The sequence below is a fragment of the Ruegeria arenilitoris genome (genome assembly GCF_013035425.1).
Taxonomy (GTDB): Bacteria; Pseudomonadota; Alphaproteobacteria; order Rhodobacterales; family Rhodobacteraceae; genus Ruegeria; species Ruegeria arenilitoris_A.
Genome location: NZ_WQHX01000008.1, coordinates 121,387 through 136,683, shown reverse-complemented (window position 1 = coordinate 136,683; position 15,297 = coordinate 121,387). Strand labels below are relative to the sequence as shown.

Annotated in this window: 13 protein-coding genes; 6 read left to right on the top strand and 7 right to left on the bottom strand. The window is 51.8% G+C overall.

Translation table 11 applies throughout. From position 1 onward, the window contains the following. The first annotated feature begins 149 nt into the window (after positions 1-149). Genes GOV45_RS19455 through GOV45_RS19435 form a run of 5 tightly spaced genes read left to right on the top strand, consistent with a single transcriptional unit; the run spans position 150 to position 6,471 of the window. The gene (locus GOV45_RS19455; protein WP_170480965.1) at positions 150-1,988 is read left to right on the top strand and encodes an ABC transporter ATP-binding protein; all 1,839 of its coding nucleotides are present in this window, start codon (positions 150-152) and stop codon (positions 1,986-1,988) included. Continuing rightward, on the top strand, positions 1,985-3,817 hold the full coding sequence (locus tag GOV45_RS19450) for an ABC transporter ATP-binding protein (protein WP_170480962.1): 1,833 nt from the start codon (positions 1,985-1,987) through the stop codon (positions 3,815-3,817). The genes GOV45_RS19455 and GOV45_RS19450 overlap by 4 nt, the downstream gene beginning before the upstream one ends. A 39-nt stretch (positions 3,818-3,856) precedes the next feature. Next, positions 3,857-5,080, top strand: coding sequence for a class I SAM-dependent RNA methyltransferase (locus GOV45_RS19445; protein ID WP_170480960.1), 1,224 nt, complete (start codon positions 3,857-3,859; stop codon positions 5,078-5,080). A 26-nt stretch (positions 5,081-5,106) separates the two neighbouring features. Then, positions 5,107-5,892: an ion transporter gene (locus GOV45_RS19440; protein ID WP_170480957.1), complete on the top strand. Its 786-nt coding sequence runs from the start codon at positions 5,107-5,109 to the stop codon at positions 5,890-5,892. Positions 5,893-5,952: 60 nt separating this feature from the next. After that, positions 5,953-6,471, top strand: a complete 519-nt coding sequence (locus tag GOV45_RS19435) for a L,D-transpeptidase family protein (protein WP_170480954.1) — start codon at positions 5,953-5,955, stop codon at positions 6,469-6,471. Between the two features lie 2 nt (positions 6,472-6,473). Here GOV45_RS19435 and GOV45_RS19430 read toward each other — a convergent pair whose 3' ends face one another. The 6 genes from GOV45_RS19430 to cysQ form a co-directional block, all read right to left on the bottom strand. After that, complete coding sequence (locus tag GOV45_RS19430) at positions 6,474-7,913, bottom strand: nodulation protein NodH (RefSeq protein WP_170480951.1); 1,440 nt, start codon at positions 7,911-7,913, stop codon at positions 6,474-6,476. A 6-nt stretch (positions 7,914-7,919) separates the two neighbouring features. Beyond that, entirely contained in the window at positions 7,920-9,620 is a 1,701-nt protein-coding gene (locus tag GOV45_RS19425; RefSeq protein WP_170480948.1) for a DUF5927 domain-containing protein, read from the bottom strand. Then, complete coding sequence (locus tag GOV45_RS19420; protein WP_170481282.1) at positions 9,617-10,603, bottom strand: glycosyltransferase family 2 protein; 987 nt, start codon at positions 10,601-10,603, stop codon at positions 9,617-9,619. The genes GOV45_RS19425 and GOV45_RS19420 overlap by 4 nt, the downstream gene beginning before the upstream one ends. A 170-nt stretch (positions 10,604-10,773) precedes the next feature. After that, a complete protein-coding gene (locus GOV45_RS19415) occupies positions 10,774-11,649 on the bottom strand; it encodes a glycosyltransferase family 2 protein (protein WP_367648700.1) in 876 nt (291 codons plus the stop codon). Between the two features lie 321 nt (positions 11,650-11,970). Then, positions 11,971-12,771 carry a 3-deoxy-manno-octulosonate cytidylyltransferase family protein gene (locus tag GOV45_RS19410; protein WP_170480945.1) on the bottom strand — a complete coding sequence of 267 codons (801 nt, stop codon included), beginning with the start codon at positions 12,769-12,771 and terminating at the stop codon, positions 11,971-11,973. Further along, positions 12,771-13,568 (bottom strand): 3'(2'),5'-bisphosphate nucleotidase CysQ, encoded by a 798-nt coding sequence (gene cysQ / locus GOV45_RS19405; protein WP_170480942.1) that lies wholly within the window; start codon positions 13,566-13,568, stop codon positions 12,771-12,773. The genes GOV45_RS19410 and cysQ overlap by 1 nt, the downstream gene beginning before the upstream one ends. Positions 13,569-13,690: 122 nt before the next feature. Between cysQ and GOV45_RS19400 the strand changes: the two genes are divergently transcribed. After that, entirely contained in the window at positions 13,691-14,512 is an 822-nt protein-coding gene (locus GOV45_RS19400) for an ABC transporter permease (protein ID WP_170480939.1), read from the top strand. Here GOV45_RS19400 and GOV45_RS19395 read toward each other — a convergent pair. Next, positions 14,509-15,111, bottom strand: coding sequence for an alpha-ketoglutarate-dependent dioxygenase AlkB family protein (locus GOV45_RS19395; protein WP_170480936.1), 603 nt, complete (start codon positions 15,109-15,111; stop codon positions 14,509-14,511). The two genes, GOV45_RS19400 and GOV45_RS19395, sit on opposite strands and share 4 nt — an antisense overlap. Positions 15,112-15,297 lie beyond the last annotated feature (186 nt).

The window sequence follows — 15,297 nt, the reverse complement described above, 5'->3', positions numbered from 1 at the left end:
TACGTTCGGCTGTGACCCAATAGGAGGGAGGAATGCGAATGTATTACGGGATTTGGTTCGCCTAAAGCGCGGAACACTTGACCCGTAGGGTGGTGTTTAAGCGCCATCTTTTTTCGTATTCCAATTTTAAGCTCATCGGAGCACCCTCAATGTTTCGCTATTTCGAAAACCTCGTTGACCCATTTGTCGCCTATGATGAGGTCGACAAACCACCAACGCAATTGTGGCCTTTCATGTTGGATTATTCCCGGCCTTTCTTTCGCGTTTTTGTTTGGGCGGGGCTCATTTCCGTGGTCGTTGCCGCAGTCGAAATCGGGCTCATCTATTACATGGGCCGGGTCGTTGACCTGCTAGGGAAAAGTCCGGCTGAGGTTTGGCGGGACCACGGGACCGAGCTGTTGCTGGTTGCCGCGTTTGTCCTGTTGTTGCGGCCCCTCCTACATGTCATCGATGTTCTGTTGCTGAACAACACTATCTTACCCAACTTTGGTACGCTAATCCGATGGCGTGCACATAAACATGTTTTGCGCCAATCCGTTGGTTGGTTCGAAAATGATTTTGCAGGGCGAATTGCAAACCGGATAATGCAAACACCGCCTGCAGCTGGTGAAGTCGTGTTTCAAGTGTTTGACGCGATTTCATTCTCCCTGGCGTATCTAATTGGAGCTGCAATACTTTTGATGGCTGCAGACCCACGTTTGCTGTTGCCGCTGCTGATCTGGTTTGCCCTTTACGCGCTTCTCGTGCGCTGGACGGTGAAGCGTGTCGGGCCGGCGTCGCAGGCTGCATCAGATGCGCGGTCCACCGTGACGGGGCGTGTCGTTGACAGCTATACCAACATACATTCGGTCAAGATGTTTGCCCACGCCCAGCAAGAGTTGGACTATGCCCGCGAGGCCATTGAAGAAACGCGCCGCACATTCCAGATCGAAATGCGTATCTTCACAATCATGGATGCTGTTTTGGTTACATTGAACGGATTGTTGATCGTTGGCGTTGTTGGATGGGCGATTATGTTGTGGATGCAAGGCAGCGCAACCGTGGGCGTTGTGGCCGCAGCAACGGCACTGACTCTGCGTCTCAATGCGATGACCGGTTGGATCATGTGGGCGCTTACAAGCTTTTTCCGGCAGCTTGGTGTTGTAGCCGAAGGCATGGAGACGATAGCGCAGCCCATCGACCTTTTGGATTCGCCGGGCTCCAAGCCCCTGCAGCTAACAGAAGGTCGGATTGAAATCCGCGATTTATCGCATCACTACGGTCGGAAAGCTGGTGGGTTGGATCGCGTCTCAATGACGATACACCCAGGGGAAAAAATTGGTCTGATCGGTCGGTCGGGAGCTGGAAAATCGACCCTAGTTAAGCTTCTTTTGCGGTTTTACGATGTCGAAAAAGGCGCAATCCTTATTGATGATCAGAATATTGCTAACGTGTCTCAGGACAGTCTCAGGCGCCACATCGGTATGGTTCAGCAGGACAGCGCGCTTTTGCACCGCTCTGTCCGCGATAACATATTGTACGGACGTCCCGACGCGACCGAAGAGCAGATGGTCGCCGCGGCCAAGCAGGCAGAGGCTCATGAGTTCATTCTGGACCTTCAGGATCCACAGGGCCGTGCGGGATACGATGCGCATGTCGGTGAACGAGGCGTAAAGCTTAGCGGGGGTCAACGGCAACGCGTGACGCTGGCGCGGGTTATTTTAAAGGATGCTCCAATCCTTTTGCTGGACGAAGCAACTTCGGCACTAGATTCCGAGGTTGAAGCGTCAATTCAGGAGACACTTTACGGAATGATGCAGGGAAAGACCGTGATCGCGATAGCTCACAGGCTTAGTACGATTGCACAGATGGACCGGATTCTAGTCATGGATAGCGGGCGGATCGTCGAGCAAGGCGCTCACGCTGATTTGTTGGCCCATGGCGGCCTGTACGCGCAATTCTGGGCGCGGCAGTCCGGAGGATTCATGAACCCAGAGGCCGCCGAATGAGAATTGCCGATCTCATTCAGCCTTTCCGACCAACCGAAACGCCCCCGCCGCAGACTTTGGGGGCGTTCATTCGCTGGTGTTTGTCTGGTGCCTGGCCCATGTTGTTCGCGGCTGCGTTCTTTTCGGCCTTTGCGGGCGCTATGGAGGCAGGTACCGCTTGGATCTTGGGGCGCGTCATTGACGTGGTGACCGCCAGTGGCCCGGATAACTTTCTGACAGGTGCAAACTTGTGGAAGCTGATGGGTGCGGTTGCTTTTTTCATGTTGCTGCGACCCCTGTTGTTCGGCCTCTCCTCGCTGTCGAACAACTATATCGTCATGCCGAATATCACGCCGTTGGTTCTTGCCAAACTAAACCGCTGGACATTGGGACAGTCGGTGACTTACTTCGACGACGATTTTGCTGGTCGCATTGCTCAAAAACAGATGCAAACCTCGAACGCGATGGCGTCTGTGGTGTCTGAAACAATCAGCGCGATTGTATTTGCAATTGCCTCGTTGGTTGGCTCTTTGCTTTTGTTAGGGTCAATACATCCATTGGTTATGGCGCCGTTCGCGGCTTGGCTGGTGGTCTACTTTCTATTAATCCGCTGGTACTTGCCTCGAATACGTAAACGTTCTGCTGCGCGCGCCGGCGCACGCGCGACGGTTTCCGGGCAGGTTGTCGATACGATTACCAACATCAAGACAGTAAAGCTGTTCGCGCATGGCGAATTTGAAGAACAATCCGCACAACAATCGATGGTTGATTTGCGGGAAAGATCCCTTGATTTTGGTATGTTGTCCGCAAGTTTTCGATTTGTGCTAATGACACTTGCTGGCGTTCTGCCAGTTCTGCTGCTGGGTGCGACGCTTTTGTTGTGGCAGAATGGGAACGCCACGGCTGGTGACATAGTTGCTGCAGGCGCTGTTTCTATCCGGATTGCTCAGATGACTGGCTGGGTCAGTTTCACTCTTATGGGTCTTTATGCAAATGTCGGTGAAATCGAAAACGGAATGAAAACCCTGACCAAGCGAGACAGGTTCGAAGATGCGCCTGCAGCGCAAAACCTGAACGTAAAACGCGGGCAGATTGTTTTTGAAAATGTAAGCTTTGCCTATGGTCGGGACATAGGCGGTGTAACGGACCTATCCATGACAATTGAGCCGGGCGAAAAACTTGGTATTGTCGGCGCTTCCGGGGCGGGAAAGTCCACATTAGTTTCACTGCTTCTTAGACTCTATGACAGGGAAAAAGGCGCTATTCTTATAGACGGGCAAGATGTTGCGGCGGTTACCCAAGACAGCTTGCGGAGTCAGATCGGAATGGTCACGCAGGAAACCGCGATGTTTAACAGATCAGCGCGTGACAACATTCTTTATGGTAACCCATCCGTGTCCGAGAAAGACATGATTTCTGCTGCGCGGAAGGCTGAGGCGCATGAGTTCATTTGCGATCTGCAGGACGCGCATGGCCGCAAAGGATACGATGCGCATCTAGGAGAACGCGGTGTGAAACTAAGTGGCGGGCAGCGCCAACGGATTGCTTTGGCGCGCGCGATCCTAAAGGACGCGCCTATTCTCGTTCTGGATGAAGCGACTTCGGCGTTGGATTCCGAGGTTGAAGCTTCTATCCAAACGGCCCTGCATCGGGTGATGGAAGGCAAGACAGTTTTGGCCATCGCGCACCGCCTTTCGACACTGAGCGAGATGGACAGAATCATTGTTCTGGACCATGGCAAGATCGTCGAAAACGGGTCTCATGACGTTCTGCTGGCTCAAAACGGTCTGTACGCCCGCTTTTGGCATCGGCAATCCGGAGGTTTCATTCAAACCGCGGCTGCCGAATAAGGGTTTTGTTACTGGCCAAGCCCCGGTATCAGGCCAGCCATGACGCAGGATTACACCATTCTCCGGCTTGGACATCATGGAGACGGAATAGCAGACGGTCCGATATACGCCCCTCGCACTTTACCGGGCGAGGTGGTTACTGGCGTGCTTGAAGGTGATCGACTGAGCGATATTCGCTTCAAATCCCCATCAAGTGAGCGCGTCAAAGCCCCTTGTGATCATTATAAGTCTTGTGGCGGATGCCAATTGCAACATGCTTCGGACGAGTTCGTAGCGAGATGGAAGATGGACGTGGTTCGAGCGGCATTAGCCGCACAACACATCGAAGCCATTTTGCGCCCCATCCAGACTTCTCCTGTCCGGTCCCGCCGGCGTGCAGTGTTATCCGCGCGCCGCACAAAAAGAGGAGCCTTAACAGGGTTTCATGGGCGCAGCTCAGGCACCATCGTGGAAATATCAGATTGCCATGTGCTTGACCCTGCCCTGACAAACGCCCTGCCCGTTGCCGAGGCTATGGCTGAATTGGGCGGCAGCCGCAAAGCCGAACTCTCGGTTACTCTCACCCTTTCCGAGGTCGGACTGGATGTGGCGGTGAGAGGGGGTAAGGCGTTAGACGGTCCGCTGGAATTGGCATTGGCGCAAGAAACAGAGCAGCACGGTCTTGCGCGCTTGACTTGGAATGATGAGATCATTGCCATGCGGCAACCACCGGCCCAGCATTTGGGACCGGACCTCGTAGTCCCGCCGCCAGGCGCGTTTTTGCAGGCTACAAAGCACGGAGAGCAGGCTCTAACACAGGCGGTTATGGAAATATCCAAAGGCGCAACGAAAATAGCTGACTTGTTTGCTGGCTGCGGTACGTTTTCCTTCCCGCTTGCCCATTTGGCCGAAGTCCATGCAGTCGAAGGCGACGCAGCTATGACCCGCGCGTTGGACCAGGGTTGGCGTACGAGCATTGGCTTAAAAAAAATCTCAACCGAGGTGAGGGACCTTTTTCGCCGCCCTCTTATGGCAGACGAGTTAAAACAGTTCGATACCGTCGTTTTGGATCCACCGCGGGCTGGTGCCATCGCGCAGATTGCAGAAGTGGCAATGTCCAAATGTCCTGTCGTCGCCTACGTGTCGTGCAATCCAATCAGTTTTGCGCGGGACGCCAAAAAACTGATTGCCGCGGGTTACACCCTTGAATGGATACAGGTTGTTGACCAATTTCGATGGTCGTCACACATCGAACTGGTGGCCGGGTTCACACTTCGTCGATAGATAGGATCAAACAGGAGAGTGCCAGAATGGAGATCAGGCAGCGGCTGCAGGATTTTGTCGAGGATCCAAGGTTTGCGCGGTTCATCACAGCCGTAATTCTTGTCAACGCGGTCCTATTGGGAATGGAGACTGCACCCAGTTTGATGGACCGCTTTGGTTCGGTAATCGTTTTTTTGGACACGATTTGCCTTGCGATTTTTGTTGCTGAAATCGCGTTGAAGCTGGTCACCTTCGGGCGGCGATTTTTTACCAGCGGCTGGAATTTGTTTGATTTTACCATCGTTGGGGTCGCACTGATCCCAGGAGGCGGTGGCCTTTCAGTGCTGCGGGCCCTTCGAATTCTGCGCGTTTTACGGGTAATTTCAGTTGCCCCACGATTGCGCCGTGTCGTCGAGGGCTTCATCTCAGCGCTTCCCGGAATGGCCAGCGTTTTCCTGTTGATGGCCATTTTGTTCTACATAGGCGCGGTGATTTCGACAAAACTGTTTTCTCAATCCTTTCCGGATTGGTTTGGCGACCTTGGTCTGTCAGCCTACACGTTGTTCCAGATCATGACGTTGGAAAGCTGGTCGATGGGCATCGTTCGGCCGGTGATGCAGGTTTACCCGTATGCTTGGTTGTTTTTTGTCCCCTTCATAATGGTGACGACATTTGCGGTGGTAAACCTGCTGGTTGGTTTGATCGTCAATTCGATGCAGGATGCGCACCATGCAGAGGATGAAGTTAAAACAGATGCGTATCGTGATGAGGTGCTTGAGCGGCTGGAAAACATCGAACGCAGACTTATAGAACAGGCGAACATCAAAAAGTGATTTCAGTTTTTCTCGTTTCTGGCATAATGCGAAAAAAAAGAGCAATCAGGCAGTGAAAACATGGATCGTCGAGCATTTGGACTAGGGGCGATGGCGACGCTGAGCCTTTCAGCATGTGCCTCCACAGGCCCCAGATTTCTAAGTTACAATGGCCCTGAAGTGACCTCTTTGGTCATAAACAAGGGTGCCCGCAGAATGTATCTTCTGCATAACGAAAGGGTCCTCAAGGAATATAAGGTGGATCTTGGGTTTGCGCCCTACGGTACAAAAACCAAACGTGGCGATGGTCGTACACCCGAAGGTACCTATCTAATAGATCGCCGCAATCCGCGCAGCAGATATCATCTTTCACTGGGTATCTCGTACCCAAATTCTGAAGATATCGCCAAGGCCAAAGCTGCAGGTGTCGATCCGGGCGGTGACATTTTTATTCATGGCCAACCCAATCGACGATCTGAACGCAAGCGTGCGAAGAAAACAGAAGACTGGACAGCAGGCTGCATCGCGGTGAAGAACAATGAGATCGAAGAGATATATTCCATGGTCTACGAAGGTACTGTGATTACACTGCGCCCTTGATTTTATGCACCAGATGGCCACCAGGGACCAAAGCCAAACAGCAAATAGTCTTGCCGATAGGCTTTGTGCGCCAAGGCTTCTAAATCCGCATCGTAAATTTGAGCCAACGTGAACGGAGAGTCTGGATCTGATGCGATTGGTCTTGGCGGGTGTAGGTGACCAACTTGTCGGGCCAGCTCGGGCAACGCGTTGTTCAATTCGTCTTCGCGCAGAATGCTGTCCGGCAACGCGAAAGATGAAATCCCCTGTAATGTCTGAACCTGCGAACACCAAAGCCCATCGACGCGGATGGGCGTTTGTCCGGCTAAAATCTTCTGCAAAAACGCAAGAAATGCTGAAAATCCCTCGTGGTGCTGTTCAACGGAATAATTTGAAAGTTCAAAATCTTCCGGTATTGGAAGTTTGTAGCGGTTGCGCAGCATGTTGCGAATTTTGATGTATGCGCCTGGCGCCGTTCCCAGTATACGCTCGCAGTACACGGAATGAGCCCTCGCCAGTGGATGCCGCAAAACTGTAAATTTGCGGTGGCCTGGTTTCGATTCCATCCAACTGCGCACTTTTTTTTGGTTACGATCGGTTAATAAGTCTTGGACATTGACCGAATCCAGCTCAGCAAGCCACCGTTCGACCGCCGCCTCGGGACCTCCGCGAACCGGAAGATACATCAAGGACGTTTTTGCTGCACATACGTATCGGGATACAGAAGGCCCTCTTCGTGGTTCGAAATTCGGGGTGCGATGCAGATTAAACCGATCCAACCCTGATACCGCGCGTTCCATTTCCTCGGGGTTCTTGACTTTAGACAAAGTCAGCTCAGGGTTTTGGCGTTTCAGATGTCGGCTAAGTTCATTCAGACGCGAACGTACACCAAGCCATCCTGCCAACCCATTTAGAACTTCAATATCGTTCAGATCATCAAAGCCGATGTAAAACGGAGTTTGACCAGACGTTTGCAGTTTATTCAAAACCATGCGTTGAAAATCGGTCCGCTGCTCGATTTGTTCAGCAAACTCTGCTGGGTCAAATGTAACTTGTGCCTCACGTCTTTGTTTTATGTTCACAAGCTTCCACTGATTGGTTTCAACCGCGATCTTCCATGAGACATAACTGTCCAGTGGGTTGCGCGTTAATATGATTTTAGCGCAACGCGGGTCGTCCAGTGCGGGACCCAAAGCGCGTGCGTCGTGAGTGCTAAAAAAGCGAAACCCATTCAGTTCACCAGGTGCATTGCGAATTGCGTCGATTAGTGCTGATGGATCGCGATCACGCTTTTCGGGTGTGAAACCCAGCATTTCAGGCAATTTGGGCAACCCCACGAAAAATGGATTGAAAGCTTCGCCATAACAGGTGACCCCATCCAGTGTGTTTAAGTGAAGCTCTAAAAGGTTGGACCCGGTGCGCATATCGGCCAACACGATGAAATAGTCAAAGTCCGGTGTCATTGCAGTCTATTTCACCAGATAGGGTTTGCGAAATGGCTTGACTTGCGTGTCAAAAACATCGTCGGCAGAAAAATCACCCGTCAAATATGGGTGCATACCCTGGTTCTTGAGGTTTTGAAGAAATTTACCGAACCCAGTCAGATCAACCATTTTTGGAGCCTCGGTTACAGGCCTAAGATGCGGAGCGCCAATATCATCGATTATGGTCTGAAGCTGTTCCATAGGAGATTCGACGAATTCGGAAAGTGACCAAATACGAATGTCAGCCTTGGCATCCAGCGATTTCAAAACCCTCAACTGTTGCGTTTCGACTTGCTGCAACCGGGCGGCCTCGGCCCGGATATCCGCGAAATTCATATTCGATCTAAATAACGAAATGGCCCAGGCTCCGGTTATGATCGAAATTTTAGCGTTCTTATCGAACGCCAGAAAAGTGTTGATTTTTTGTAAATCGGAGGGACCGAACTGGAAGCACTGTCGTTCGCCGCGCGTGTTCCAGATCAGGTTCGTGATAAAGGCTTCCGGGTTATAGTCCCTCAACTTGGCGCTATCGCTTAGTCCGCCATTCAACACCGTTTCATTTCCGCCAAACCGTGCCCGTTCGGGGCTGAAAAGATGTCCGTGAACGCGGGAACCGGTTGCGTTAGTCAGCCATGGCTGGAAATCTGAAAACAGATCGGTAAAGCCCTGAAAGACTGAATATGGGAAAGCTGTTAACCCGCACCCTTTGTTTAGACTGGGAAATCGGCTTTGCATATATAACCCATCCCGGCCCCGCGTGCGTCGTTCCATTGCCTTTGCAAATAGACGGTCGATTTTGCCTGGATTGGGCTCGGCGGGTTTCATGGCGCCAGCTTGATCGGTCAGAAATGCCTGATACAGCCGATCCGCCCGATGCCATACCTTGCGCGCAACAAAACAGTCTGACCGGCGCAGCAATTGCAGGTGATCATCGTAGAAAATGTGAGGCCGACCTTGGTAGTCAAATTTTGACAACGTCAAAGAGCGGCTTTCTATTTGAGTAGAATATAGTCGGGCCAGGGTTTGAAAATAACTTTCGTCCGGGATCCAAACCTGCTGAAAATACCGGTCGTAAATCCGGCGTTTTGGGTCTTGCAGAATGGCGGAAAGGGTCTGTCGGGTGAGGCACCACCACTGACTGCCCATATGAGGAACTAATCCTTCCGGAACGGCACGGCGAATTCCCAAGGCTCGTTGAAGTCGAACATGTGCGTCAAATAATCTGCGCTGTTTTCGCCAGGAAAACGGAAACCGAAATGTGAACCGCTCAAGATCCAGACCACCGACTGTCCACGTTACGTCGCGAGTGGTTGCGCTTTCAATGAAATCTACCCGCTTGCGATCGGCCAAATAATTGACCAATTCAGTCACTGGCCGCAACGGTAGACAAGCCCCGGACGACAGATAGACATGGTGAACTTCTGAAAACCGTTCCAACAAAAGGGTGGCTGCAGACTGTGACGCTGCAACAATACCCCAACCTCCCCAATCACAGACATGACGATCGGAAAACAATATCAGCGGATCGTCAGAGCAAGACTTAACGAACTGGGAATAAGTCGTTTTTTTTACCTTGCGGTCAACGTGGATCACTACTGGACAGCCCGATGCGGTCCAGTGTCTGGCAACTTGTTCCGCCCGGTCCAAGGCGGTGTGAACCAGCATGACGATGCCCAGAGTGCTCATGCCCAGTTTCCTTTAGACATCAGCCCCAATATTTCCAGTTGCCGCCAGTTGATGAACTTTTCTGACCACTCGTTCCAAAAAACAGGACCATCCTGCAACCGTTCAGCATAAGCGCGATATTCATCCGACTGGCGGTAATGTTGTCCGCGACTCAGTTCTTCGTGTGCTTTGTCACCCAAGGTGTCGAGCAGTTTGGCGTGCAATAGAGCACCGCTGGTCTTTTCTCCGCCATTTTGCTCGTAGACTTGGTTCAACCCTCGCGGAAGCAATGCATGGGTCGAGCTTACATATGTGTAGCGCCGATCCCACTTGACCAGCGGGATCTTATTCAAAGCTGGCGCTTTGGAAGGTGTTTCATAAAAAAACACCCGACTGCGTGGCCCGCCTTGTATCCAAAGATTTCCGTAGGTCGGATTGCGCGAAATCATATAATTCCCAGTGTCGAACCACGGTGCGACCTCAAAGGGGTTCTGACCTTCTTGGTACGGCGTCTCTTCGATTGGGCCGCGCGGATACATGTCGATTAACATTGTGCCAAAACTGCGTACACTTGTGTCGTCGAGCCAATCCGTGAGAGCACGGATTGGTCGGGTATCGCAAAATGGATAGATAAAGAACTCGTCCGGATCGACTGTTAGGACCCAATGGCCATGGGCGTAACTGCGTAGCAAGTAATTGACCCAATCGACCCCAAAGGTTGCGCGTCGATAGCTGGCCTGGGTGTTCCAAACGGAAACGTCAGGTTGTTGGGTCAAAAACTCGGCTGATCCATCGTCGCTGTCATTGTCGACAAACAGAAAATGATCAACACCCAGCTTGCGGTAGTAATCCAGGAAATACGGAAGGCGGATTTTCTCGTTCCGGATGACGCTCATCAAGAGTATGTCATCAGGCTGGATGACATTGGTGGCGTCTTGTTTGACGTTCAACTCACGTCTTTTGCGCATGCAACGCAACAAACGGCGCTTGCGCCGCAGTCTCATCCGATAGGAATCCAAAAGGCTCACGCGACTGCCCTACCCTCTTTACGCGAGCTTGCCCGGAAGTGGCATTGGCCTGAGTGGTCCCGGACAATTAACGTTTTATGGCATTTTTGCACATTGCGAGGCAACGGGTTTAAATCCCGTATATTTCTCCTTGAAGCCCCGGCATTTCATATCCTGCCCCAATCCCCTGCCTGCATCAGGCCAAGATCAACCAACTGCACCCAATCTTCATACTTGGTTGACTGGTGTGTCCACATATTGGGTCCTGAAATTATGTCATCGTAATAGGATTGGAACTTCAAAGGATCGTGAAAATGCTGTCCCCTTTCCTTTTCGGCTTTAGATTTTTCGATCACATCCGGAAGGAATTTGTTGTGTAACAAAACGCCTGAAGGCATTTTACCACCGGGCCCATCGTAGGCCTGATTCAAATGGTGTGGAAGTGCCGAGTGGCACGAGTTCACATAGGTAAAGTGCCGAGACCATCGTACAAGCGGTATCTTGTTCAATGTCGGCGAGAGGTCTGGGCTATCGGTGAGAAAGACACGTTCCCGAACGCCTCCTTGAACCCAGAGGTTGTCCATGGGTTTCTGCCTTTTGATCCTGTAAGGCCCATCGTCAAACCAGCCCAAGGTCGATACCGGGTCCGTTTTTGGGTCATAATTCTGCGTGCCGAGCGGACCCTTAGGGTACATATCCAGCATTAGCGCGCCGAATGCGATCTGGCCAGTCGCATCAAGCCAGTTAGTTAGATGCGGCAATGGTCTCGTGTCGTGGTGGGCGTAAATCAGGATTTCGTCAGCGTCCACCATCAGCGCCCAGTGCTCGTGGCCATAACGCATTTGCAGCCACGTAAGCCAATCAAGTCCGAACCGAGACCTCCGGTAGCTTGCATCGGTATGCCACAACGAGACGTCAGGTTGATTGCAAAGAAATTCAAAGGTGCCATCGTCGCTGCCGTTATCCACCATTAGGAAATGGTCAACTCCCAAGCTGCGATAGTGATGGAAGAACCAAGGCAAGCGGGTTATCTCGTTTCGCACGATGGAAAAGGCCAGAATAGCACCTGGCGCAATGTTTTCCGTGCGATTTGACTGACAGCTTAGCTGATGGCGGCTTCTAAAAGACCGCCAAAGCAGACGTTTGCGTTTGAGGCGCAGCCGATATTTCTGCTGCCAATTCAGAGGATTAGAATCGGCAGCTTCGCTATTTACGTAATCCTTATTTCCAGGAGCCACCGTTTTCTTGCCACCGTCCGGCATTCGCCTAATTTTCGCAGCATGCGAGCGCATAACAGGTTTGCGCCAGGGCTGTGCAAGCATGAAACCCAATATAACTTGCGCCGCCTGTCACTCGGATATTGGTCATTCCAAACCCATCGCGGCCATCATTTCCTCGATTTTGGAAACGTCCTGAGGGTTATTCAACTCCCAGAATTGGCGGCCCTTGGCTTCAACTTCCACACACAAAACTTTGCGCCCGTTTTCCATAAAACGTAATTGTTCAAGTCCTTCTAGCGTTTCCAGGGGCCCAATATGCCAATTGGGATAAGCCGCGAGCGCATCTGGGCGGTAAGCGTACACTCCGACATGATGAAAAACTGGCGTATCATCTGAGCTATCGTATGTTTCTGAAGTAAAGGGTATCACTTCCTTCGAGAAATATAACGCGCTCTTATCATTCCCGAAAACCGCAGTCGTTCCACCAACCCGGCCATGTTTTCGATCATTCAAAAGACCGTTCAGCGCGTCGCCGTCACATCGTAGAACCGGGGTTGCGACGCCTGCCTGGGGAGCGGCACGCAGACCCGAGATCAAGTCCTCGATGAACCAATGCGGGGTCAACGGGGCGTCACCCTGCAAGTTGACTACGATTTCGTATCTTCCGTTCAGTTTGGCCAAGGTTTCAGCGCAGCGTTCAGTGCCGTTTCGACAACTTTCAGAAGTCATTACAACTTCGGCGCCAAACCCTTCAGAAACTTGGCGAATTCGATCATCGTCAGTTGCTACCACAACCCGATCAGCGCCAGACACGCTCATAGCCGCGCGCCAGGATCTTTCAATCAAAGTCATGGTGGCGCCCTTTGCGCCAGTCAGCGGCACGAGGGGTTTGCCCGGATAGCGGGAAGAGGCATAGCGCGCGGGAATGGCAATAAGAACAGACATCAGGCTTCCTTAAGCTCAACACCCGGAGCGTAGGCTATGAAGAATGGATTTGCATAGCCATCCTTTCCATATTCAAGAGGCATATGATCATCAAACCTCACTACTTTGCCGCCCGCACCCAAAAGTACGGCGTGCCCTGCAGCGGTGTCCCATTCCATTGTGCGGCCAACCCGGGGGTAAAGGTCGGCTTCACCTGTAGCCACTAAACAAAACTTCAGCGATGATCCTGCACTCTTGCTGTCTCGGACATGATATTTATCAATATAGTCCTCGGTCGCCTGATCGCGATGCGATTTCGAGGCCACAACAAAAAGTCCGGAATTGTCAGGTTTAGAGACTGAAATTGGCGCCGTCTCTCCCGGCTGATCTTTCTCCAAAGCGCCGGTTTCTTCGACTGACTGACCATTGGCCTGAGTGTAAAACATCCTTCCGCGCGCAGGCGCATAAACCACACCCCGCGTTGGTACGCCGTTTTCCACCAGTGCTATATTTACGGTGAAATCACCACGTCGATTTATGAACTCTTTGGTGCCGTCCAACGGATCGACAATCAGAAAGGTTTCATTGGTTTTTTTGTGCGAGTCTGCCTGCTCTTCGGTAACCAACATGACATCGGGGAACGAATCCCGCAGGCCCGCCGCGATCAAGGCGTCAGCGGCTTCGTCGGCTTCGGTCACAGGGCTGGAATCGGATTTGACTTTTACCTCAAAGTCATCGACTTCGTAGATCTGCATGATCCTGTCGCCAGCTTCTAAGGCAAGTCGCCTTATGACGGGAATGAGGGAATTATAATTCACAAAAAAACTCCGTTCCTGTGGTTTGTTGATCCGAAATTATGTCGGCCTTATGCTGCGATGAATACGGAACGGCAAGAATTTCGTGCCAAATTGATGGCGAAGTAGCAGGGAAGAGTGTTCGCGTGTTTCATTACAGTAGAAATCAGACTTTGGTGGGCGGAGCATTCACGACTGCCGAATTGGTCTTTCACGCCGTCGTTCGTAACATTCGATCTCAGCACTCAAACGCGGTTGTCGCGATTATTGTTAATATTATTCAAGTCCTTCTCATTGTTACGGCGTTCTATTTTCTTTTGTCATTATTAGGAACACGAGTAGCCAAGATACGCGGGGAATTCATACTTTTCCTTCTTTCTGGCGTCTTCGTCTTTCTGACGCATATTAAATCCGTTGGAGCGATTGCCAGCGCTGGTTCCGGCAACAGTCCGATGATGCTGCATTCCCCGATGAACCGGATTGTTATGCTGATGGCGTCGGCCTTTGGGATTTTTTACACCCAGCTCGTTTCGATCCTTGTGATCTTGTTTGGATACAGCGTTGCCGTCGCCCCGCTGGAGGTTCAAGACCCTGGCGGAGCGTTTGCCATGCTGGTTTTGTCGTGGTTTACGGGGTGTGCGGTGGGCTTGGTTTTTCTAGCTATACAGCCCTGGTTTCCGCGTCTGGCCGCAATATTGAGTTTGGCTTATCGGCGCTTGAACATGATTTTTTCAGGCAAAATGTTCATTGCCAATGCGCTGGGCGGTTTCATGTTGACCATGTTTGCCTGGAACCCCTTGTTCCACATAATTGATCAGTGCCGCGGCTTCATTTTTCGAAATTACTTTCCGCGTAACACCAGTTGGGAATATGCGCTTTGGGTCGGGATTGTTCTGACCATGATCGGTTTAATGGCTGAATTTTACACGCGAAAGCATGTGTCGAAAAGCTGGAGCGCGCGGCGTTAGGTCGCCACACGCAACGTTAGGTTTATGCGCCCACCTTTCGGCAGCAATCGAGACGAACCAAACCGGATGCGGTCAACTCCGTGATAGGCAAGCCGAGCGGGGCCTCCCATAATGACCACATCACCTGAACCCAACCAGATCGACTCGGTTTTGCCTCCCCTGGTGGTATTGCCAATGCGGAACAATGCATCATCGCCCAAGGAAATTGAGACAACGGGCCATGAAAAATCCGCCTCATCTTTGTCTTGATGCATGCCCATGCGTGTACCGTCGCCATAATAGTTGATCAGGCAGCATTCGGGCAAACGGGCCACGCCTGTTACATCATGCCAGATAGAGGCGATTTGGTCTGGAATCGCGGGCCAAACCACGCCATTGGGGTGGGTATCCTGATATCTATAGCCGCGCTTGTCCGAGACCCACCCCAGATTCCCCGCCGACGTCATGCGCACCGACATTTTCTTGCCAGAAGGAGTTGTCGGATGAAATAAAGGTGCGGATTTCAGAACCGGGCGCAGAACCTGAACCAATTCAGTTTGAGCGGAGGTATTCAAATAGTTCTTTCGAATGTCGAAACCACGCAAAAGCAGCCTTGTCATCGCGGAATCCTCATTCCTTAACTATTCCTTTTCCCAAAAGGCACCAGAATCCTTGATTCCCACGTTTCTGAACGCTTGCAGGCCTCTGGTCACGCCCTTATATACGCCGGGACGCGCTAAGGTGTAGTGCCGTAGCGCAAATCAGATCGGGGCAGGGATGCCATAACGGGTCCCGGCCTCGGGACA